This window comes from Adhaeretor mobilis (assembly GCF_007741515.1).
Classification (GTDB): Bacteria; Planctomycetota; Planctomycetia; order Pirellulales; family Lacipirellulaceae; genus Adhaeretor; species Adhaeretor mobilis.
On record NZ_CP036263.1, the window covers coordinates 1,844,959 to 1,866,276 of the forward strand.

General features: G+C 54.6%; 14 protein-coding genes. 2 read left to right on the plus strand and 12 right to left on the minus strand.

Annotated features, from left to right (window positions below; all coding sequences use genetic code 11):
* Window positions 1-24: 24 nt before the first annotated feature.
* The 3 genes from HG15A2_RS07270 to dapF all read right to left on the minus strand — a co-directional run bounded on the left by HG15A2_RS07270 (window position 25) and on the right by dapF (window position 6,245).
* Window positions 25-1,326 carry a PEP-CTERM sorting domain-containing protein gene (locus HG15A2_RS07270; protein ID WP_145059253.1) on the minus strand — a complete coding sequence of 434 codons (1,302 nt, stop codon included), beginning with the start codon at window positions 1,324-1,326 and terminating at the stop codon, window positions 25-27.
* Window positions 1,327-1,769: 443 nt separating this feature from the next.
* Window positions 1,770-5,147 (minus strand): golvesin C-terminal-like domain-containing protein, encoded by a 3,378-nt coding sequence (locus tag HG15A2_RS07275; protein ID WP_145059255.1) that lies wholly within the window; start codon window positions 5,145-5,147, stop codon window positions 1,770-1,772.
* Between the two features lie 210 nt (window positions 5,148-5,357).
* A complete protein-coding gene (dapF, locus tag HG15A2_RS07280; RefSeq protein WP_145059257.1) occupies window positions 5,358-6,245 on the minus strand; it encodes a diaminopimelate epimerase in 888 nt (295 codons plus the stop codon).
* Between the two features lie 155 nt (window positions 6,246-6,400).
* Between dapF and HG15A2_RS07285 the strand changes: the two genes are divergently transcribed.
* Entirely contained in the window at window positions 6,401-8,152 is a 1,752-nt protein-coding gene (locus HG15A2_RS07285; RefSeq protein ID WP_145059259.1) for a Na+/H+ antiporter NhaC family protein, read from the plus strand.
* 83 nt (window positions 8,153-8,235) lie between these two features.
* On the opposite strand, the gene HG15A2_RS07290 is transcribed toward HG15A2_RS07285, so the two are convergent.
* On the minus strand, window positions 8,236-9,294 hold the full coding sequence (locus tag HG15A2_RS07290; RefSeq protein ID WP_145059261.1) for a S66 peptidase family protein: 1,059 nt from the start codon (window positions 9,292-9,294) through the stop codon (window positions 8,236-8,238).
* Window positions 9,295-9,422: 128 nt separating this feature from the next.
* On the opposite strand from HG15A2_RS07290, the gene ggt reads away from it, so the two are divergent.
* Complete coding sequence (ggt, locus tag HG15A2_RS07295) at window positions 9,423-11,123, plus strand: gamma-glutamyltransferase (RefSeq protein WP_218932386.1); 1,701 nt, start codon at window positions 9,423-9,425, stop codon at window positions 11,121-11,123.
* 11 nt (window positions 11,124-11,134) lie between these two features.
* Here ggt and HG15A2_RS23845 read toward each other — a convergent pair whose 3' ends face one another.
* The 8 genes from HG15A2_RS23845 to HG15A2_RS07335 all read right to left on the minus strand — a co-directional run bounded on the left by HG15A2_RS23845 (window position 11,135) and on the right by HG15A2_RS07335 (window position 21,194).
* Entirely contained in the window at window positions 11,135-12,835 is a 1,701-nt protein-coding gene (locus tag HG15A2_RS23845) for a Na+/H+ antiporter NhaC family protein (RefSeq protein WP_218932387.1), read from the minus strand.
* A gap of 86 nt (window positions 12,836-12,921) precedes the next feature.
* Window positions 12,922-14,964, minus strand: coding sequence for a serine hydrolase (locus HG15A2_RS07305; RefSeq protein ID WP_145059266.1), 2,043 nt, complete (start codon window positions 14,962-14,964; stop codon window positions 12,922-12,924).
* 25 nt (window positions 14,965-14,989) lie between these two features.
* Window positions 14,990-16,012, minus strand: coding sequence for a dipeptide epimerase (locus HG15A2_RS07310; protein ID WP_145059268.1), 1,023 nt, complete (start codon window positions 16,010-16,012; stop codon window positions 14,990-14,992).
* Window positions 16,013-16,039: 27 nt separating this feature from the next.
* Window positions 16,040-17,089, minus strand: a complete 1,050-nt coding sequence (locus HG15A2_RS07315) for a DUF1611 domain-containing protein (protein WP_145059270.1) — start codon at window positions 17,087-17,089, stop codon at window positions 16,040-16,042.
* 224 nt (window positions 17,090-17,313) lie between these two features.
* The gene (locus HG15A2_RS07320; RefSeq protein WP_145059272.1) at window positions 17,314-18,057 is read right to left on the minus strand and encodes a PEP-CTERM sorting domain-containing protein; all 744 of its coding nucleotides are present in this window, start codon (window positions 18,055-18,057) and stop codon (window positions 17,314-17,316) included.
* A 185-nt stretch (window positions 18,058-18,242) separates the two neighbouring features.
* Window positions 18,243-18,662 (minus strand): carboxypeptidase regulatory-like domain-containing protein, encoded by a 420-nt coding sequence (locus HG15A2_RS07325; RefSeq protein ID WP_145059274.1) that lies wholly within the window; start codon window positions 18,660-18,662, stop codon window positions 18,243-18,245.
* On the minus strand, window positions 18,655-19,731 hold the full coding sequence (locus HG15A2_RS07330) for a DUF1559 domain-containing protein (RefSeq protein ID WP_218932538.1): 1,077 nt from the start codon (window positions 19,729-19,731) through the stop codon (window positions 18,655-18,657). Before HG15A2_RS07330 ends, HG15A2_RS07325 begins: the two co-directional genes overlap by 8 nt.
* 185 nt (window positions 19,732-19,916) lie before the next feature.
* Window positions 19,917-21,194, minus strand: a complete 1,278-nt coding sequence (locus HG15A2_RS07335; protein ID WP_145059278.1) for a hypothetical protein — start codon at window positions 21,192-21,194, stop codon at window positions 19,917-19,919.
* Between the last annotated feature and the right edge of the window lie 124 nt (window positions 21,195-21,318).

Here is a 21,318-nt window from a genome sequence, read left to right on the forward strand (position 1 = left end):
TTGTAATATCGAAAGCTTTTGAGATTAAATGAGTCGGCTCCGGCGGATACCGGCAAGAGCAGTGAGACCAATCAGAGAAATTACCAACGTGGTTGGCTCAGGCACTGCACCAATAGACGCAGGCACAGGGCCGTACTGGTCTTGCCAAATGGTCAGGTCGTCTCCGTTGACGAATGTATCGCTGTTCGCGTCACCATCGGCGAGCAGGGCATCGACAGCGCCGTCGTTAGCTTGCCACGTGAGGAAGTCGTCGCCATCAACCACGCCACTACCATCGAAGTCAGCATTGTCCGCACCAGCGGTGATTGCATTGACTTCAATGTTGTCGATCAGTGTAAACAGGAAGTCCACTGCTTCGTCGACACCGGAGGAGCCATTATTAACGTCCTGGTGGCCAAAAGAGATATTTCCGCCTCCCAGATCCTCTTTGAAGGGAGCGGTATCAACATCAATTAACTTGAAACCATTGACGTACCATTCGACCAAATCTCCCGTTTTGCGAATCTCATGCTCCTGCCAAGCGAAGCCAGCAGCTCCCGATTGAAGCGGTCCTGGGAGAGCTTCTGCTAGTGGCCATGCGAGAGCAAGTGCATCTTTCATTGCTTGAGGCGCTTCGTTGGCCGTGCCTACAGCTTGTCCATACAATTCACCGGGAGCATTGCGTGTGGGGTCGCCATTGACGTCAACAGCATAGTGGGTTGCATTGGGCTCGGCGGGCACGGGAGGGTCTGACACATTATCGGCCAAATTATAACTATCCGACTGATCGACTGAGTAAGCGCGGTAGTCAGCGCTCGAACCTCCGTCACTCGTGTAACTGAAGAACACGCCGTCCGTATTGAGTACGGCGTTGCTTGAAGTGCCGGCTGTCAGTAAACCAAACGTCGAGAGGTTCGTTCCACCAGAATTTATAGTATTAGACCAAGCATCGAACGTCATCGAATAATCGCCAGTAAGGTTCAGACTGTTTGGCGAAACACTGAAGCCTCCAAAGAGGCCAGTAAAGAGATTAAACTGCAATTTGAGTCCGACAGTCGTCGCGCTAGAGGAGTTGGGAGCCAGAGGAATGCCAACCGTGCTGTAGTCGAATGCGAAGCCCGAAGTATCGTCGGTAACACCATCAACGCCAGTAAATGGTGCCGCGTCAAAGTTCGTATCTATGGGAGTCGCTGCCCCTGCAGCCCCAACTCCTGCATGTGCTGTCCAGCGAGTGGACGCATTGCCATCGTCGAAGTCTTCTGTGTAGAGTTGAGCCGATGCAGTACCGGCTGCCAGAGCGACGAAAAGCGTACAAAGGACGCTGCTTCTGATAATTCTCATACTCATGAGTCTTTCCTTGAGGCGGACGTATGGTTGCTGATTCACGGGAGAGTCCGAAAACGCTCAGCTACGTGTCTCGCCAAGTTGCACAGACTTGCCCGCTCGGTATTCAGCGGCGCAAGTTCTTGTGACTGTTAAGCCATGGCGGTCGTAACGATGAGATTGTTTAGCAGTACCCTCTCACCCTATGTTAATAAGGAAATGCAAAAACGCCAATTGTTGGAGCGCATAAAACCCTCCGATTTGCGCAGGCATTTGCAGTATTAACTCAAGTTTTGAAGCCTGCCTGGGAATCTCCGACTATGTGGCGCAACACAGGTTTTCGTGCAAGAAAAAGCGTTATTACAGCGTCTCTTACACCTCGATACCTGCCACTTCACCCAATAGGAGCCCGCTAGGAATAGTGAACCTAGGCATGCCGCTTCGGTGATCCACACCCTCAGGTTGAGTCAATTTACAAAGAGCGCCGAGGATCGCAAACCCGCTTCAGAGATAAGGTCGAACACCTGGTCAATAATTTCTTCAGGCGAAGAGACTGAAGCTCCAACGCCGTGAATTACCCGGATTGAGGGGGCTTGGCCAGTGGCCGATTCGAACACTTCGCTCTCTCGAGGGTGGCCGTCCTGAAGGGTGGAGTCGGCAAAGAATTCATGGACTGCGATCAATTCATGATGCGAAGCATTACCGGATGAATTGCCAGTTAAGTAAAACTGCGTCGCTGCCTGTGATAAGGCCGATGCATCTGCGGTGGTAAGTTTGCTCGCAGACGAGGGACTCATAGCCGCAGCGACAGCTGCAACTGAGGAGTCGGTAGTGCTGCCATATTGCGTGTTCCAGATGACTAGATCCGCGGCGTCAACAGCTTCATCGGCGTTGGCATCACCCTGCGGTAGGTCGGCCCCCGAGGTAGTGCCGAAGCTTTGCTGCCAGGCAAGGAAATCCAGCCCGTCCACAGCGCTGTCTGAATTGAAATCGGCGTCGTCGGTGGAGGGGGCGGTCAGCACCACTTTGACGGCATCGGCGATGACAACCGATCCGCCGGTACTTGCCGCGGCATCCAGCACCACGGAGTGATTGCCTGCTGTGAAATCGAACGTTCCTAGCGAAACCCAGATGAGGCTATTGCTTGTCTGATCGACACTGGAGGACTCAACGCCGTTGCCGGTGTCGATTTGGAACGATGTATCCGTGGTGCGGTTAGAACTGCTTAGGTACTGGGCAAAGACTTCCCCTTCGCCCGCGTACGGTAGGCTGAAATCCCACTGGGCGGTTGCTGCGGTGCCTGCCACCGCGAAGCGATAGGTGCCGCCGTTGAAACCAGCGCTGCTGGAAGTAGTCCAACTGCCTGTTTCCGAGTAGACCGAAGGGCCGTCGTCGTTGTCGAGGATCAGTTCGACATCGCTGAGAGTTACGTCATATTCGAAGAAATCAAGGACGCGGCCGAAGACGGCATTGCGGGTGGCTTCGTCGACAATAGTCTCAAAAGGAAAGCCAAAGTTCACCACCTTGGTTGAGGCGCCACTATCGTATTGCACCGCTGCCGTGCCGCCGGTTCCGCCGACATAGCTCAAGGCGCTGGTCGCTCCTGCCGAGGGGGCAATGACATCGGGAAAATCGACGTTATAGAACTGCGAGCCGTCGTCGAAGCTCAGCGATAGCCCCTCGAAAATCGAGCCGGTAACCCCCTGAGCATTGTAAGTACCCGCGTCGTCCGATGAGTAGCTGGCACGCAGTGAGTTATTATAAAACGACTCCCCATTGCTTAGGGCGTCGAGATCCCAAGCGACTTCCGAACCAGAGAGGAAGAGTTTGCCCCCGCCAGACAGGAAGCTAGCCACCAGTGATTGTTCTGTCGAGTTGAAGGTGTCGTCGGCAGAAGATTCCTCGCCAAGAATCCAAACGACGCTCTCGTAATCGGTGAGCTGTATGTCGCCGGAAATAATCATCTCGTTGGAGGCGGTATCAACGACCAAACCTTCCGTGTTCGCCTCGATGGCGGCACCGACCTGGGCAGCATAGTCATACGAATTACTTTGGCGCGGTCGCACGCGATCCGCACCAGCTTGTACAGGGTTTTGCGATTTCTCGAGTCGGTCGAAGCCGTTCACGATCAGGATGTTCTTGTCGGTACCGTTAGGCAGCACAGCCACCACTTCGGAGGAAAGTGCTTCTCCCCCCGCATTCACGGCAGCCACTTTGAAATAGTAGGCTCCCTCGTTCGGATCGAGTCCGTGAAAGGTGTGGTTGGTAGTTGCTCCGCCGGCAACGAAGGTACCTCCGTCGAAGCCATAGCCGTTGGTCGAGCCGTAAACCATGTAACCTGTGGGTGCATCGCCATAAGCGTCGCTTACTAACGGAGCGCTCCAGGAGACCGTGGCACTGCCCGAGCCGACTGCCTCGGCACTTAGCTCACTTATTCGACCGGGAAGCATCACGACGGGAGTAGCCCCACCGTCAACGCTATTGAAGTATTTCACCGTGCCCTGATAGGTGGCACGAGCCAGAGCGTCCCGGACCTTGGGGTCACGTAACAGGTCGGCATCCTGGGCATTGTCGTGGAAACCGGTTTCGATGATCGTGGCGTCGAACTCGTTGTTGATGCGTGAGTTGTTGATCTCGCCGAAATCGATATCACTGCGGTCCAGCGTGACAATCGAACCGCGATCGAACCAGTTGTGCTCGAACTCGCCATTCTGATCGACGAGATCGTCGTTCACTTCGCGAGCAAGCGTATCGGCTAGCAGGAACTGGTTGGGAGTCGCTCCTGAGGGGCTGTTGTAGAGTCCTAAAACTCCACGGTTGCTGCCCGATCCGGCATTGGAATGGAAGCTTACAAACACGCGGTCCGAGAGAGAACCGCTCTGCTCGCGATTCATATATTCCGAGTAGCGAGGTGAGAGCGAGACGGTCGCGGTTCGGTCGTCACTGGACGATCGATATTCACTGGAGGAGATCCCTTGGGAATGGTCAACGTGCCACTCAACCCAGTAGAGGCCCGCTTCGTCCGTGCGATCCCGGCCAGTGATGGTACCGCTTTGCTGGACGTCGCCCACACCGTTACCAAAGCGAATCATATCGGCAATCACGACAGTTCCTGCGTCGTCCGACCGGTTGCTGATGTCTACTGAGCCCGCGGTGCCGGCCTCGAAGTGATAGGTTCCCAAGTAGACGGTACCGTTGCCCACGCGTGTGTGGTCTACCGTCACCTCCGTAGTACCGCCGGAGTGATTAATTTTATAGAGAAAATCGCTTGCGCGATCCGATCCATAACGCGTCCAGGAATAGACTGGATAGAAGCCGTCCTCTGGGATGTCGGGCCGGTAGTTGGCCGTGGCGGTTTCGGTGACGGAGGTGCTGGCAAATCGATAAGGCACGTCGCCTGGATCGCCGAAGTAGATCGGGGAGGAACTGTCGCTCCATGCACCTGTGAAAGTGACCTCCGTATCGTCGTTGTCGAGGACAACTTCGTTGGGTTGGTGACCCACAGGCCGCAGCGGTACGACCGTTGCTCCGGCTTGAAACAAGTACTCGCTGAAGAATGTCATCTGATCTTGATTGCCAAGATCTTCGATCATGTTGAGCAGCAGGGGGCGCTGGAAGCTCCAATCCCCCGCATCTGGGTAATCACCGGTGATGCCGTGGCCGCCGTGGGTATAGACGATCTTCCCGGAGAGGGCCCCCTCAGGCTGTGTACCGACATCTACCAAGCCGGCCGCTGACAGCGCAATGCGAGGCTCGAGAGGTTCGTAGGACAGCGATTTGCCGCGGGCCGGGCGCTCCGCGTTTTTACGTGCGGACGGCAGTAGACTTTTCCAAATGCTCTTCATCGGTTCCGTTAAGAATTCGCCGCACGACCAGAATCGTTTCTCGCGAGGAATAACACGCAAGAAACGTCAGCGGCTAGGTATCTGTTCTCATAAGTCGGCCTCTCGACCAACCTCTATTCTACACAGACGGCAACAATTCTAAGTAGACTTTGGCGCGAGTCTGCGCGAGGTAGAGAGCACTCTGCGCGAAACCGATGGAATGCGAGGGTATTAAGGATTGTGGTCTTCCACGACGAGAAATTGCGAGTCTGGGTTCGCCAGCCACTCCAAGCACTCTGCTGCCATCTCACCGTTGCTCACCTTCGTAACAGGACCGGTCATGGTAGCGGCGAAATCTGCATCGAAATCAATCGCCAGCTGCCCACCTGGCATATGCACTGTGATTTTAGAATCGCAAAGACCCAGCCGATGGGCCACTCCTGCAGCGGCCGTGCTGCTGCTCCCCGAAGCAAGCGTGTACTCAGCGCCGCGTTCCCAGATTTCAATGCGAATACTATTGCGATCAATGACTCGCATGAACTGGACATTCGTGCGTGCAGGGAATCGCGAGTCGACTTCAATCAATGGGCCAAAGCGATGAGCCTGTGCAGCGGAGGGGGCCTCTGAAAGAACTACACAGTGCGGGTTACCAACGGTTGCCGCGCAAAACTTGAACGTCGCGCCGTCGATCTCCATTTTCTCGTTGAGCACTTCGCGCGGCGGACCCGAAACAGGTATTGCTTCGCTATCGAAGCGAACCTTCCCCATCTCGACTTGTACGCTCTTGCCCGCACCGCCGACCTGACAAGTAACCATGCCGCCAGCCGTTTCGACGGTAAAAGGCTCTTGCGCTACGAGCTGCTCGTCCCACAGAAATCGGGCGAATATCCGCAGCCCGTTGCCGCTTTTCTCTGCTTCGCTGCCGTCTGGGTTGAATATCTTTAGGCCGAACTGGCAAGAACCGCTTGGTAGGGGACCTAAGAGAATCCCGTCCGAGCCTAACCCGTAGTTGCGATGGCAAATCCGCTGGATACTCTCCGATGTCAATTCCTCGGGCAGGTCCTCGGGGCGAATCACAAGGTAATCGTTGCCGAGGGCATGGTACTTTGAGTAATGCATATCGTGTCCGGGCTAAGGGAATAGCAATTGAAGCCGTTTGAGACGGTGTAGGCGAGCAAAGCTACTTCACGCTAATCTAGCTACTTATCAATGATCGATACAATCGCCCTTTATAACCAGCTGCCACTCAGCAGTGCCAATGAAAGAAACTCGCAATGACCGCTTCCGCCCGAAATCTCAACTTCGGAACGCTATCGGTATTTCTTGTGGCATCTCTCGTCGCCGCGCTAGTTGGCCAGATGTGGGGACCCACTTGGACGGTAGAAACCACCCCACTTGGAGTACAGACCGACGAAGACGGTAAACAAAGCATCACTTTCGACGGCGAACCCCGTTCGCTCGAGGACGCCATCCCGTTGGAAGAGATTCAACTAACCCCAGAGGAGCTCAACGACTCAAAGCTAAGGTGGGAGGCTGAGCCATTGAATCAGTTGGGCTTTGAGGATAACGGAGCGAGCGAACGTAGTTTCTTTCAGATAGAGTCCCAGCGGCATTGGGGCGTGTGGTCGTTCCTGCCCGCAATCATCACAATCGGGCTCTGCTGGGTAACCAAGGAGCCGATTTCCTCATTGCTGGCAGGAATTGTCGTCGGCGCGCTGCTCATGGGGCAATTCGATATCCTTGGCGGCGTTCTGATCCCCTCGATCAGCACGACCACAGCGGCAACGATTCTCATCCTCTACCTATGGCTGCTGGGTGGACTCATGGGAGTTTGGGCAAAAACTGGAGCATCGCAAGCCTTTGCCGAATACATGGCCAAGAACTATGTACGTGGCCCTCGCTCCGCCAAGTTCGTTGCATGGCTACTGGGCGTGATTTTCTTTCAAGGCGGCACGATCAGTTCGGTGCTCGTGGGAACAACGGTCAAGCCGCTGGCCGATAAAGAGCGAGTTTCGCACGAGGAGCTCTCCCTAATTGTCGATGCCACATCTTCACCAATCGCCATATTGTTAGCCTTCAACGCCTGGCCAATTTACATCCAGGCATTCCTGGGTGTTGCCGGAGTGTCCTATCTAGCGACTGAAAAGAGTCGATTAGAGTTCTTCTTCGGTGCCGTGCCGTTGAGCTTTTATGCCGCTTTTTCTGTGTTAGCGACACTGTTACTAGCACTCGACAAGCACCCGCTGATGCCGCGTAAGCTCAAACTGGCTCGACAGCGGGCGCGAGAAACAGGCGAGCTGAACGCTCCGGGCTCTGAACCCCTGGCAAACGAAGCCTTTCAAGAAAGCGACGTAACAATACTTCACCCGGCGACCCCGCTCGATTTCTTTCTCCCGCTGATCGCACTACTAGGGATCGCTATCGGAACGTACAAGGCACTTGGTTCGCCCAACGTATTGTGGGCATTTGGCGCGGCACTTCTTCTAGCTGCGTGTATGGCATGGGTTAAGGGCATGACGCTCAGAACAATAATCGGCGCAGTTTTGGAAGGGCAGAAGAGCGTCATCCTCGGCAGCGTGATTCTCTTGCTTGCCATCACGATAGGAAAGATCTCGCAGGACGTCGGTGCGGGGCACTATTTAGTGTCGTTGCTTGGTGATTTTCCTTGGCATTGGGCACTGCCGGCTGCGGTATTCTTGATTGCCGTGGTCATTGCGTTTTCAACGGGTACGTGCTGGGGCACCTATGCCGTGACTTTCCCGTTGGTTATGCCGCTCGCCTACGCGGTAGCCACAAACCAAGAGCTAACTCACCCCGATCTCTTCATGGCGATCTGTTTCGCCGCTTGTCTCAATGGGGGCGTGTTCGGCGATCAGTGCTCGCCGATCTCCGACACGACGATTCTCAGCTCGATTTCTACCGGGGCTGACCTGATGGATCATGTGACGACACAGATCCCCATCGCCTTGCAAGCCGCGGGACTCGCGCTCGTGCTGTGGACAGGGATGGCGTACTACTGCGCGTAACATGATCTGCCGCTTGCGACTTAGCTGCAGATCTTTGCAGTTCCATCACTCCAAGCAGGTGTTAACTCGCTGCAACCCCGAACTCAAGGTTCAGTTTCCGGCGGCAACACACGCAGCGCAACCGCATCTGCATCAACCTCCACCATCCCGCCCAGTGGCAACGTGCAGTTTGCCCTGTGATGCCCGATCGGAAAATTGATGAGCACGGGAATTCCAAGATCGTCGAAGTACTGATGCAAAACGCCATTCACCGAAAAACGCTTGTCGTCTGTGAGTTGATCCTTCTCGCGATCATAGTTCTCGGTGAACTGCCCTAAGACAGCGCCACGCAGCGTGTCGAGCTTACCCGCCAATTGCAGTTGGCAAAGCATACGGTCGATACGATACGGCGCTTCTCGTGTGTCTTCGATCAAGAGAATGGCATCACGGGTATCAATCTCGTAGGGCGTACCCATCAGTGAAACTACCAGCGAGAGATTGCCGCCCACGAGTTGCCCCTGTGCTTTCCCGCTGCCAATCGGCGCTGGCTGCGGCACGCCATCGGGGACTTCGATGATGTAGCCCTGTTCGGGTTCCTGCTGCTGTTCTACCACGCGGAAGAAATACTTCGCTGCAAACTTGGGGAGGTGCTTCGCGTCGTCCGAGCCCCAAGTGGCATTTGGCGAGTGGAGCGTCACGAGCTGGGCCTTCTTGTTGAGTGCCATATGCAGGCAAGTAATATCGGAATAGCCGGTGACAAGTTTGGGGTTCTTGCGGATGACTTCGTAGTCTAGGAGGTTGAGCATGCGCATTACTCCATAGCCACCACGGGCCGCAAAAATTGCGTCGACCTCAGGGTCTTGGAAGGCCTGCATAAGTTCTTCGGCTCGTCGTTGGTCGCTGCCCGCCAAGTAGCCGAGCTGGCTAAACATATCGTCCCGCATTTTCACTTTGTAGCCGCGCTGCTCAAGTCGTTTCTTGGCGAGCATGATCGAGCTGCGTTGGACCTCACTCGCCGACGCGACAATCTGAATGGTGTCACCAGGCTTGAGTTTTTTTGGCCAGATCATTTCAAGCTCGGCTTTGCGTGCAGCCTCTTTGGCTTGCAATGGCATCAGTGAGAAAGCAAATAAAAAGAGGAATGAGAGCGTATAACGGATCATAACTTGTCACTTTTAGGGGTTCATTGCTTGAAGTTCCACGACAACGATAGTCTATTGGATTTTGCTCACTATAGTGGCAAAAGATACGCAATTTATGTTTCATGGTTTTACGCGAGAGAGTCTTTAAGATGCGCAATCCCTCTTCCTTCAATGCTCTAGTCACTGGGTTACTTTGTGCGTTCATGGCGACACCCACCCTAGCTGAACAGCACAAATGCGTGGTCGCCGCCGTTCAGCCACTTGCCGTTGATGCGGGGGTGCAGGCTTTTGAGAGTGGTGGCAACGCCGTCGATGCGGCGATTGCTACAGCGCTCACTTTGGGCGTGGTCGACAATCATAACTCAGGGCTTGGAGGTGGGTGCTTTATTCTCATCTGCAAGCCTGATGGAACGATTCTTGCCATCGACGGCCGCGAAATGGCACCTGCCGCGGCTACCGCGGACATGTACATATTCGACGGCAAGGTCGACACCCAAGCCAGCATGCGCGGTCCGCTGGCTGTGGGCGTTCCCGGAGCGCTGGCCGCTTACGACAGGGTACTCAAGGAGTGCGGTAAAAAGAAATTGGCTGATCTCGTGCTTCCCGCTGCTGAAATTGCCGAGCACGGCTTCCCGATCGACCGCATCTATGCACGCAAGCTCAAAGACAAAGCGCCCGAGTTGGCGATGTTTCCCGGCAGCAAGGCCGCTTTGCTGAAAAAGGATGGAGCTCCCTACGCGGAAGGAGAAACACTCCGACAGCCCGATTTAGCACGATCCTATCGCAAAATCGCCGAGTACGGGCCGGAGTGGTTCTATCACGGCGAGTTCGCTGAGACCATCGGCAAGTGGATGGCAGAGAACGGAGGGATTCTTACGGCCAATGACTTCGCAAATTATAAGACCGTGCAACGTAATCCGATCGTGACAACTTATCGCGACTGGCAGATAGTCGGGTTCCCGCCACCCAGTTCGGGCGGCGTGCATGTGGCCCAGATGCTTAATATTCTCGAGCCGTTCGATCTCAAGCAGGAGTTTGCGGAAGACGAAACTCGCGGCACGCACATTGTGATCGAAGCGATGAAGCTTGCGTTCGCGGATCGCGCGTTTTGGCTGGGCGATCCCGACTTCGCCAAAGTACCGAGGGGACTCGTGGCGAAAACCTACGGACAAGAACTCTCTTCGAAGATCGATCCCACGAAAGTAACGGAGGTCGCCAAGCACGGAGAGCCACCTGAGGCAAAGGCTTCAGTTTTCCAAAGACACACTACGCATATCGCAGCGGCTGATACCGAGGGCTATTGGGTGGCGATTACCGCGACGGTCAATACGTCGTTCGGTTCGAAAGTTATCGTGCCGGGCACAGGCGTCGTGTTGAACAACGAGATGGACGACTTCTCCAGCGCCCCGGGCGTGGCAAATGCGTTCGGCCTGATCGGCGATGAGAACAATGCCGTCGCCCCGGGTAAACGCCCCCTCTCTAGTATGAGCCCAACTATTGTTCTGGATAAGCAAGGAGAACCCGCGCTAACGGTCGGTGCAGCGGGTGGACCGAAGATCATCACCCAAGTATTGCACGCGCTGATCCGCACGCTTGATCTTGAGCAAGATCTAGCAGCAGCTATTGCCGGGCCACGCTTTCATCATCAGTGGCGGCCTGACTCGGTATTACTTGAATCGGCTATGGACGAGAATGTCATTGATGGTCTCAAGTCGCTGGGGCACAAAATCACGACCGTCGAAGGCAGCGGAATCACCCAGGCGATTGAGCTCGATAAAGACGGGACGCTGCAAGGTGTCCACGATCCGCGAGTGCCGGGCAAAGTGGGCTACGGCCAACGAATCGATTGACTGCGACCCAATCAATCGCCGGTCATGTCTTCTGTCTTCTTACCGAATGTCATAACGATGACGACGAGTGCAACCACTTGTAAAGGCAGTAGCAGCCACACGCTCACACCCCAACCGAGTGGTAAAGTACCGAGCAAGATGCTGAAGCCTCCCGCGACCAGTGCATACGGCATTTGCGTAACCACGTGTGCCATATGATCGCAGACGCACGCCTGGGAAGAGAGGATGGTCGTATCCGAGATCGGCGAACAGTGATCACCGAAGATTGCTCCAGCCAGCACGCCGCCAACGCAGGCGAGTAAGATGGGGTCCGTGGGCGAAGCGGCACCCGCGGCTGCATTGAGTAGCGCATGTGTTAACGGAATAACCATCGGCAGCATAATGCCCATCGTGCCGTAACTCGTTCCCGTGGCAAACGCCAACATGGCTGCCAGTACAAACACAATCGTAGGCATCAGCCGCAGCGTCATCGTTGGCGAAGCGGCCTCTTCCTCTGTCAGTTCCCCTGCCGGAGATTCAACCGAGTTGCCCAGTATTTTACTGGCTAGAAAATCACCTGTGTACAATCGATGGTCTTTGAATTCGTAGGGTGTTTTCGTTGGCTCGCCCTCGACCGACTTACTGCCCGTCATACGCGACAATGAGGACGCGCACCACAGGATCGCAATCGCTGGGAGTACCATCTTGGCTCCCTTGCCGGCAGCCTGTAGGAATTGCGTCCAGCTCATCAGGCGTTGTACCGCCGAGAGCAAACCGGCAACAATCAGTCCGACCAGGGCACCGTACTGCAGACTGAGACTCGAACTAGCCGCACCGAGAATGTTCCGCAAGGGGAACGGCTCCACTGCGCCCGAAGACTTTAGGTTCTGCAGCCCAGTCGAATACATGAGCCAAACCACAACGCCGAGAGTAGCGAAAATCGGCAAAACGGCGTTAAACCAGCGAGCGGGCACATCGGTAGGGAGCGCATCTAAATCGGCCTCTTCGATTGTCTCTTCGGCCTTGGTCTGCTTGAGTCGTCGACGTTCGGCGCGGAGCATCGGACCGAAATCGCGCCCGGAGAATGCGATCAGCGGAACCAACACGAGCGAGGCCAACACGTAGAAGCGATAGGGGATACTTCCCAGAAACAAGTCGATGGCACTCCAGCCTTGTGGATTGTTCAGCGCCTCGATTCCCTGGTTCACGTAGTCGATTTCAATGGCGACCCAGGTGGAGAGCAACGACAAACCGGCCACCGGTGCGGCGGTTGAATCCACCAGGTAGGCCAGCTTCTCTCGCGAAATTTTCAAACGATCGCACAATGGTCGCAGAGTACCTCCGAGCAAGATTGTATTCGCATAATCATCGAAAAAGATCAGCAGCCCCAGCAGCCAGGTGGTGAGCTGTCCTCCGCGGCGTGTGCGTGCCAAGGGCGAGATCAGCCCGATGAAGCCCTGCATTCCACCGCTGCGACAAATGACACCAATCATGGCGCCCATAAGCAGAGTGAAGCTAAACACTCGCAAGCGGCCTTCGTCAACGAAGGTAGGCCACATCTGGACTTCGCAAGTATCGTATGTCGCCTGCAGCAGGCTACCACCTGTTGTGAGTAGCGCGCCACAGAACACACCTGCTAATAGCGAAATTGCTGCCTTGCGTGTGACGATGGCCAGCGCAATAGCTACCACAGGTGGCAACAGGCTCAACCAGCCGTACGGATGTGGTTCCATTGAGCAATTTCCAAAAGAGAATGTGCGGAAGATTCATCAGGTTATGCGCTTTGAAGATACCCAAGGTCAGGATATTCAATAATGGGTCACTCGCCATTCGCCAATTGCTGCCATGCCCAACGATAGAGATTCTTTGAGTCCGCATAGCGGGCGTCGGTACAGCAAGAACCAAGTACGACGACAATGAGCGAGCGACCGTCGCGCGTACCTTGCGACACCAAGCACGAGCCAGCTGCGTTCGTCGTACCAGTCTTCACGCCGCCGTAGCCTTCGATCTTCAGCAGCCGATTCGTGTTTTTCCAGAGCAGATTCCGCTTGTAACCGCCCTCGCCGGTCACGGTGCAGCCGTGCTGCGGCGTGGAAACAACCTTGCGAAACAGCGGTTGCTGCATCGCGCGCGATCCGAGCATTAGCAAGTCGGCAGCCGAGGTATGGTGATTCTCTTCGGTCAAGCCGTGTGTATTCTTAAATTGCGAGTGTTTCATGCCAAGTCGATTGGCTGTCTTGTTCATTGCAGTAATGAAGTGATCGTAAGAATCGCCGTCCTGGGCTTCTGCTAAGCGTTTGCCAAAGTGTTCGGCAAACGCCACTGATGCGTCGTTGCCCGAGGGGAGTAGCAACCCGTACAGCAGTTCATTGATGGTAAGACTTTCTCCCGCACGAATACGCGCTGACGAGCCGCTCGTTTCGTCCGCTCGCTTGGAAAACGTAATCGTCTCATTGAGCACTTCGGGGTGCTTTTCGGCATAGCTAGTGACGAGGAATGCGGTCATGATTTTTGTCGTACTTGCCATATCAAGCGACTTTTCCGCATCGTGACCCCAAAGTAGTTCCCCCGTGGTTGCATCTCCAATAGCCCACGCTTTTGCGGTCACGAAGGGAGGCCCCTGTAGATCGTCTGCGGGTTGCTTCTCAAAGACTTCGGCATTTACGATCTCTGGGTTGGGAACAACCTCTTCCTCGAGAAGTGTCCCAAGCGCCTGCCAAGTCTCTGGACCAACTTGGCCTCGCTCGGTTAGATTGTTGGCCGTCTGAAAAGCAATAATCGCCTTCTGGGTTCCCGGACCGTAGTCTCCATCGACACTAATGCCGACCGAGGGATTGGTCCTCGCATTGAGCGTTCGTTGTAAAGCTTCGACTAACAGGCCGTTGGCACCTTCCTTCAAGACCTTCTGATCGTCCGAGGTCGGCTGCTCATCGGGATTGAAAAGGTCGTAAACTTCCTTGGCAATGTGGGAGCAAAGCATCTCGCCAGCATTGTCGTCGGCCCAGCGTTGGTCCTTATTCTTCTCGGTCAGCACACACAGCGCAATTGGGCCGTGGGGGCTGAGAATGATACCGGCGTCGGTACGAGCCGCGGATACGGAGCCCGTCTTATGAATGAGCTTCACGCCGTCGGGCAATAGTCGCGGAAACTTGGCCTGAGAGCCGATGGCTGACATCTGTTCGCGCATCAGCTTGCTCGCTTCCTGGCTAACCAGTTCGCCGTTTTGCAGCGATTCCAAAAGCTTTACCATCTCCGCTGCCGTTGTGCTGCCAAGCCCATATCTCTGGCTGCGCTCCGGGGCAATCGAGGTATCGCGGCGGAAGACCTTCGCATGAAGCTTGGTATTTGGGCAGCCAAGTGACTCCATTAAATCGTTGGTCGCTTCCAACCCCAATTGGTCGATTACCAAATTGGTAGCCGTGTTATCGGACACGGCCATCATCAGATGAATCGCATTCTTCAAGGGCATCTGCGTACCTGCCTCAAAATGCTCAGTGAGGATGCCGGAACCAGGGACTTTGTCTTCCTCTTGGAGAGTGAGCTTTCGGTCGAGTTTCAAGTCGCCTCGCTCGATGGCCTGGTAAGTGGCGATCATGATCGGGAATTTAATGAGACTCGCCGTCGGCATGGGCTCGTCCACACGGTGGCGAAACTCGACTCCAGTTTTGAGGTCCTTCACCATGACGCCGACCACCCCTTGGTGGGCATCGATGAGCGGCTGCAACTGCGCGGCAAGGGCGGCTGAAACTTGCTCGTTTGCCGGCTCCTTTGCGGTTGTTGGGGAACTGGCGCAAAGTACCGCAATCGTCCCCATAGTTAGCGCAAGAATGGCTAATTGCTTTGAACGTGGGTTGAGAATCATGACAAAGCCTGTTTCGATAGATTGGTTAATTGTTGCCAAGAAGTGTCACGCCATTGCCTGGTACCTTGGGATAATGGCAGACGCCGTCCTCGACGGCCGCTCCCGCAGCAATGTCTTTCGAGAGCAGTGCTGCTCCGTCCATGTCCACGTAATCTAACAGTGGTAGCAACTGGGCGATTGCGGAGATTCCTACCGACGACTCGGTCATACAGCCGACCATGACTTTCATGTTTAGCCGACGTGCATGGTCGATCATGCGGCGGGCTGGGGTGAGTCCCCCGCACTTTACGAGCTTGATGTTGATCCCGTGAAACCTGCCTTTGCACTGGGCAACATCCGCCTCTGAAATACAGCTCTCGTCGGCGATCACTGGCAATGCCGATTCTTGAAAAACCTTGCGGGCTCCCTCGACATCCTCACGGGGGAGTGGCTGCTCGATAAATTCAACACCCAGTTTCTTTAATTCTTGGGAATTTTGGATTGCTTCATCCGCTGTCCAACCGCAATTGGCGTCCACTCGAAAAGTTGCCCGCGTGTGTTTGCGCAGTTGCTTGATGATCTCCAAATCGTGTTCGGTTCCCAACTTGATCTTGTAGATCGGCCAGTCAGGCATTTCCTCGAGCTTCTCGACCATCACATCGATCGAGTCGATCCCAATCGTAAAGTTTGAGTGTGGCACTTCCTTGGTGTTCAGCCCCCACAATTCATAGACCGGCTTGCCCTGCTGCTTGCCCCATAGATCGTAGGCCGCCTGATCGATTGCGCAGAGTGCGAAGGGGCAGTCAGCTAACGCCACAGCGAGCTCTTCCCAGAGGACGCGTGGTTGGAGTTCGCTGGTGTTCTCCACGATTCCGCGTACCGACTCCAGCGCGGCTTGCATGCGATCAAGCGTCATGCCGTAATAGGCATTCGTCGTGGCCTCGCCATAGCCAGAGTGCGTACCGTCTGTCAATTCGACGATCAGTGTAGGCTGAACGTTGGTCGACTCGCGAGATATCGTAAAGGTATGACGCAGCGGTAAGTCGAATGTATGAGCAATTAGCTTCACGAAAATCTCTTATTTCATCAGCTTGAGTTATTGTTTGACCAGTTGCTGTCTGAGATTGATGACAGCCTCAATCAAGTCATCGGGTCCATGTCGAATCACGTCGCACACGGGCACGCCTAGCTCGGCCCGCACGCGTTCACGTTCTTTCTCCGCCTCTTCAGCGGTCACCAAGCGGCTGTTCATTGCTACGCCGATCACTTTGGAAGGCAGCATTAAGCCGGCTACGTGTTCGTAAGTGTCGCGAAGTTCAGCAAGCGACTTGAGCGGCACCTGTTGCATGTGACTTACGGAAGTGCGGCCTACTTCGTAGCACAAGATCATGCCGTGGGGCCGACAGCCGTGCAGAAGTCCTAGTGTGACGGCTGAATAGCGTGGATGCGCGAGACTGCCCTGTCCTTCGATGAACATAACGTCGTGGTGCTGGTTGGCCAGAACGAGCTTTTCAGCTGCTCCGCTGATAAAATCAGAAACAACACAGTCAATCGGACATCCATCCCCTTCGACCAATATGCCCGTCTGTCCCGTGGCTACAAACTTTGAGTCGACTCCTTGACGTTTCATCGCTTGATCGAGCTCGATACACACGACCATTTTTCCCACGCAGCAGTCTTGTCCCACGGCGTGAATGCGCAAGCAATCTTCGCTCACACCTTCCCAGTTAGCCACATCTCGCTCTGAGTTCTGTCGCACATCGATTAGATTTGCGTTGTGCTTCTCTGCTGCCGCAACGAACTCAGCATCGTCGGAGAGGAATTGGTGCAACCCGGAGACCACGTCCATGCCTTTTTCTAAGGCCTCCAGAACAATCTTCCGCCAAGCCTCGGGCAACTTTCCGCCGGCCGGCGCGATGCCTATCATCAGGGCGTCTGCACCTTTCGTCTCTTTAAGACTGGCAACAAAGGGCGTCTTGCCACCGACGGCTAACACTTGGTCGGTGGTCTTACCAACTTGCGTGGAGTCGATCAGCGCGACGACTTCCTCGGGGCGATAGCGCAATACACTTACCGCCGTCTTGGCAGTAATCGGCTCGGATTGCCCCTCAGTGAGGATCACGAGTTTGCGAGTTTCGGTTGCCATATGCTTTTCTTCGCTTCGGAAACTGTGATTGAAGTTTGCGCTAACACGAGTGCATGAACATGTAAGTTCTTTACTCGTCAGTTTATCGTGAACACATTCGCTTGAGAAGTTGAAGCGATCAACTAATCAGTCGCGCCGCCTAAGGAAAAAGCCCCTCGGGAATTGCAAACCGTGTGGGTTCAGCAATTGCCCAAGGGGCTTGGATGGTTTCGTCTAAGAGCTGTCTAGTCAACGCGACGACGTGTTACGGCCAGCGCGCATCCACCTAAGCAAAATAGCAAGAGGGAAGTAGGTTCAGGTACCGCCAATTCCCACATGACGCCGGCGAGGCGTTGGGAGACGAAGGAGTTCACGTTGGCTTCTACCGATACCGTGTAAGTATTCCCAGCAGTGAGGTCGACCGTACCGACCAAGAGCCAAGCATTATTCACACCACCCACGAAGGCGGGACCCGAGTCTAGATCGGCTCCTGTACCACCGCTATTAAAGTTAACCATGGGGGTGATCACGGGGGCACCGTCACCGGTGACCGTAACTCTCGAACCGGCTGCATTCACGTTCAGCGATTCTGGCGCTGTGATGTAGACATTGTAAGTCCCCGAGCCACCACCGACTTGTCCGCTGGCTGTCTCGGTGCCGAAACCGGTCGTTGAACCCAGAAGAGACCCAGCAGCGGGAAAGAAGTTGTCGGCATCAGTGCCTGGCGTATAGGACATTACATATGTGTCGGGAGCTGCAACGCCGTCACCTCCGAAGAGACTATCATGCTCGGGCAGACCTACGGCAAAGCTTTGTCCGCTTTCGCTGGCGGAGGTAGTATCGCCACCGTAGCTAAAATTCGGATTGAGCGATCCAGGAGTGGTGCCGGCTTCAGGATCGAGATCGACCGCTGCGGTGAACGCTGCGTGGGCGCTCCCACTCAGAGAAATCGCCATGCAGGCGACTGTTAAACCAATGATTCGTTTCATGAGACTGAACCCTCCCAAACTTATAGTGAAAAGTTCGCAGGCTACGATCGCGCGCGACAAAAAAACAGAATCTAGGCAACAGAAGCTCAACGAACCCTGCTGCCCTATCCACCTATGTTAAAAAACAGCATTGAGTTTGCCAATGAAATCGGCGCAGAAAAGTGTTGATTCTGCGCAACAAACGCTCATTTCAATTCAAAGTTGACTTCCTGGACTTCCGATTGCTTGGCAATACTAGCCTTGAGGCCCGATTTCTTGTGGAGTTGGTATTTCACAGGCACCGCGTACGGATCGGGCGGAGGGAGTGGGTCTCCTTCTTTAAAACCCTCAGGCAGATTCGAGCTGGACTGCACTGCAACGGTATAGTCGCCCGCTGGAAGATTGGCCTCGTAGTGCCCTTGGTCATCAACGATGCCTGCGATGGGACGACCTCCCGTGGCAGGAAAAAAGTTGACGACACCGCCAGCGATGGGTTTGTCTCGGTAGGATGCTTGCCCTGATACCTGAGTTGTCTCGACCTCTGCTGCGCAGCCTAGCGTGAATACTCCGATTGCCAGAACCAACGTCCAGCGATGCCGATAGTGATCGTGCGTCGCACTATTCATTAACAATCTCGCCCCCATTGCGCGAAGCCAATGCAAGATAAGTATCCGTATCGATTGACTCTTGAAGGTAACTCACACTCGCGTCACCGCGTGCGAAGTTAACTCCTCCTGGGTGTCTGCTGGCAAAAGGAAGATCGTTAACGGAAATGACCTTCGGGGTGGTGTCCGCGATCTCAGGACGATCCCCTTCGGCATTGCTGTGAGCCTGGTAGGCTCCTGCGTGGGGATCGTGGTTGAGCGGGTATAAGTCAGTGACATTCTTGCTAGAAAAATGAGCCGTAGATGGCTGTGGTCCTTGGGGGGGGACAGCCGCTTGTCCACGGACTTGAGGAGGAATCGTACTACCCGTCCAATAAGCACCGATCATCCAAGCACGTATTTGATAGGTTCGCTCGCCTAGTAACAGCGTATTGGTTTGCCCATCGGAGGCTTCTCGCAGCTCAACACCCGAACCTTGAATCATTAGTCCGTCGTAGTTGTTCGGACCGAATAGACCTGTAGTGCTGGTTGCCACACAGTAGTCGTCGGTGTCTCGATTACTTGGGCAAAGTCCTGTACGAGCGAAATAAGATCCTGCCACTCCAGAATAACTCATTCCTTTGCGATCTGCGTTGCCGAACTTCTCTTGCTGATCAGCAAGTTCTGGGTCACTAGGACAGAGGTACATTGGCTGCAGTAGCTTGTTCAAACCGTCCATTGCTGAGCCGTAGGCATCTGGGTCATCACCCTGGTCATCGATAATGGCTAGGGCTTGTTGATTGACAGCGCCTTGTTCAAGGTAAGGTAAAATAAGCACCGGCCAGCCGAGGCCACTACGTTGACTCTTCAGAGCAAGTGTCGAAGAAGGGGGCAGCTCACCTCGTGCGGATTCGTAGTTGAGACACGAGAGTGCAATGTTCTTCAGGTTATTTGTACAGCTCAGTCGGCGTGCCGACTCACGGGCTGCTTGAACGGCCGGCAACAGGAGCCCCACCAGCACACCAATGATGGCGATCACCACGAGTAGTTCGACGAGCGTGAAGCCAGTGGTAGACTTTTGTTTATTTCCTGGCTGACTGGTGAATGCCATGACTGTTCTCCGGCTGAGAAAGCGCTGAGTAGATATTTCCATAGTAGGAATAAGCGGCAGAAAAGCAAAGTAAAAGAAGCGCAGGTTTATCTCCGTGTTGCGCAAAGCTGTGATATGCAAAATGCCGCGTCACGTGCTGCCCCGCAACGTGACACGGCATGGTTTCTCGCGTGTAGTTGCTTGAGCTAGACCACTGGCTTGCTGCTTCGACCGAGCGAGCAAGCACATAGTGCGAATAGCAATCCCAAGACAGCAGTCGAAGGTTCGGGCACCGCTGCGGCACTAGCTACAGCATTGGGGTTGGTGCCGTACTGCGTTTGGAATATCCCAACATCGAGATCATCAATGAACCCATCTCCGTTCGCATCGCCATCGGCGAATAGAGGGTCAGCCGTGCCAAAGTTCTGCTGCAAGGTGAGGAAGTCCTCTCCATCGACGAGGTTGCTTCCATCGAAGTCGGCGTTGTCACCGGCGACGACGAGATCGATCAGATCGATGCTAATATTGTCCACGACCGACTCGTTGTTGCCAGACACACCAGAGGGGCCACCGATTCGTAGGCTGTTGAAGGGATCGTAATCGAAAGCGTCGGTGTCGTTTCCGTCTTGAGGGGCAATGGTCCAAGTAACTGAAGAGTCTACTCCTGGTGTGCCCACACCTTCGGTGGCCTCCGTATTGGCCAAGCCATCGCGAAATAGGTCAAGTTCAAAGGTGACAGTGGTTTCGGTGATCGTCGCCGTGTAGCGATGCCAGCCAACTCCAATGTCGACGGGAGTGACCAAGCCGTCTGGATTGGGCTCTGCTGCCGAATCCTTCGTATCCAAGATGGGATCAAGCGGAAAATACTGCCAATTTGGCGTCTGAATCAGGGGAGCTCCAATACTTGAGCTGTCAAACAAAACCACGCGATACGCGTAGCCGGTCACATCTGAAACAGGAGTTCCATCGGTTGGGTCAGTCATGCTCTCTACTGAATTCCAGTGGCCTAGTTCGATGACGTTAGTTGTGGTTGGGGTGAACACATCGCGATCGTACACGCTACGCAGCCCAATCGAAGCCCGCTTGTTGCCCGCAGTATCGTCGAACATGTCTCCCGACAAACGCACCGCTTGAGTGCTACTGGGGACGATCTCAAACGAGGGTGTTTGAAAGTCATTGTCAGGGTCATGTTCATTGATGTTGTCCAAAATATTGACACCTTGGCCTTGTATTCCCGGTGGGTTGTCATTGGGAGGGTCGATCACTAAAGCCGTATTTGGTACCAACAATCCCTGGGTTGGTAATGTAACTTTTCCCGATCCGTCAGCCGGTCGCCACACCGCTTCAAAGGCTGCCTGATCAGGATCGTTATTTACACCAGTTACATAGCTGTCGAAGTTTTCGCTCAGAATGTTCGTATCCGCTCGCAGGTCTGTGACCAACAAAGTCAAAACAACCAGCAGGGGAGTTAGATAAGATCGCATGGCCTTTTTCCTCAATGTTCGCTAAGTGGTGACTTGCCAATAAGAGGGGCTTCAGCCAAATGGCTTAACAAGCCCAACGCGAGCGCATTCGTTCACTCTGCGTAGGCCTACCCTTCTTTTTCCA